1 protein-coding gene is annotated in these 2,020 nt (G+C 74.6%); it reads right to left on the bottom strand.

The features are described 5' to 3' along the window. A partial coding sequence (locus QR78_RS35285) for a DNA translocase FtsK (protein ID WP_048431554.1) occupies nucleotides 1–2,020 on the bottom strand: 2,020 nt, incomplete at both ends.

The raw sequence follows: 2,020 nt of genomic DNA, 5'->3' as shown, positions 1-2,020 counted from the left end.
CGCCGACATCGAGCGGGCGATGTCGTCGGCGAGCGAGATGACGCGGCTCGACTTGGTGCCCGGCGCCGGTTCCATCTCGTAGAGCGTGACGACGGGGCCCGGGCGCACGGCGAGGATTTCCCCGCGCACGCCGAAATCCTGGATCACCTGCTGCAGCTGGAGGGCGTTGTCCTCCAGCATTTCGGGATCGAGGTTGCTGCCGTCCGATTCCCGCGGCTCGGCCAGGAGGTCGACCGAGGGCAGCTCGTAGGGCACTTCGAAGCGAGCGGCCTGGCGCAGCGGGATGGTGGCGACCGGTGCCAGGATGTCGTCCTCGTCCTCCGCGTCGTCGTCGGCATCGAGACCGAGATCGACGGCGAGCCCGGTCGTGCCGATCACGAGGCCGTGCGGCTCGGCGATCGGCTGCGCGGGCGACCATGCGGCGGCGGTGACGTGAGGCCCGGAGGCGACGGATTCCTCGGCGGCCGGCATCGGGTACGGCACGGCTTCCGCCGCCGTCGCGACGGAGTGCGGAGCGATCTCCTCCGGCGGCACGACGATCGATCCCGCCTCCGCGGCAGCCGCTCCCGATGGCGCGGCGGCCGGCCCCGGCTGCGTCGCGACCGGCAGGATGATCCGCGGCGGGCGCGGGGGGGAGGGCAGCGTCGGAGCCGGCGGCTGCGCGTTCAGGCGGCCCGTCGGCACGTAGACGAAGGGCTGGCCCGCCTGCGGCGCGGCCGCCAAGGCGGGCTCCGCCGGAGCCGGAGCGGACGGCAGCGGCTCGGATAGGGTCATCGACCCGAGCGGCTGCGCGTCCGCGGCGATGAACGACCACGGCACCGGCGCGAAGGCGAAGGACGTCGACGAGAAGGACGTGGAGGCGAACGCCGTCGTGGTCGAGGATATCGGCGCGACGGGCGCGGGGTCAGGCACCGCGACCTCGACCGGCGCAGCTTCGGTCACGGCGATGTCGGCCGGCACGGGCGCAGCGTCCAGCCGCGCGACCTCGTCCGCGACGGCCGGGGCGGTCTCAGCCTCGACGGACAGGAGAGGCAGCGCGGGGACCGGGGCCTCGGGCGCGGACGGCGCCGGCAGCAGGATCGCGTCCGCGAGCGGCGCATAGGTGAGCGCCAGCATCGGCGCGGGCGCCGGCAGCAGGATCGTGGCCGGCGGGAGATCCGCCAGGGCGTCCTCGACCGTCGCGACGGCCTCCGCGTCCTGAACCGGAAAATCCTGGACCGGCAGGAAGACCGGCTCCGCCGCGATGGACTGCTCCGCCACGTCGAGCATCGCCGGGGCGACGACCTCGGGCGCCGTGTCGGCCACAGGGGAGGCTTCGGGCACGACGGTGACCGACGCGACCGCCTCGACCGGCAGGTCCGCAGCCGCCGGAGCCTCGTTCACCGCGACGGGCTCGTCCGCGGCCGGCTCCTCCAGCGGACGGTTGTCCTGCTCCAGGCTGGTCGAGAGCGGGTGAGTCCAGTCGTGCTGCAACAGGCGGTCGAGGGCGTAGACCGGGCGCGGCGGCAGGGAGCGCAGGTGCGAGACGTCGACCGGCACCAGGATGGCGGCATCGGGCTCGTCGAACGTCGCGGCGGCCTCGACGCTGACGGGAGCCGGAGCCGCCGGCTCGGGAGCGGCGGGGCCGAAGACGCAAGCCGGGCCGAAGACGAGGGGCCGGATCGCGGCGGCCTCGACCGCGGTGGGATCGACCGACACGCATTCGAACCGTGCCGGCTCGGTGGCGACGGCCTGGACTTGGACGGAATCCACCTGAACGGCTTCGACGACAGCCTCCGGTGCGACGCCGGGGGCTTCGGCCAGCGGCGATGCCTCCGGGAACGCCCCCGCGGCCTCAATGACGATCGGGTCGGCCGGCAGGGCTTCCGTCGCGACGGATCCGTGGACCAGCGGCTCCGCCGGAAGGGCGGCGTCGGGCGCCGTCTCGCTGGCCGTGTCGTGCGGCGGCGCGGTCTCGACCGGGGCGGGCTCCTCGACGGAATGGCGCAGCAGATGGTCCGGCGTGCGGGTGAAGCGCACG

The sequence above is a fragment of the Methylobacterium indicum genome (assembly GCF_001043895.1).
GTDB classification, from domain to species: domain Bacteria; phylum Pseudomonadota; class Alphaproteobacteria; order Rhizobiales; family Beijerinckiaceae; genus Methylobacterium; species Methylobacterium indicum.
This window is presented reverse-complemented; position numbering and strand designations above follow the sequence as displayed.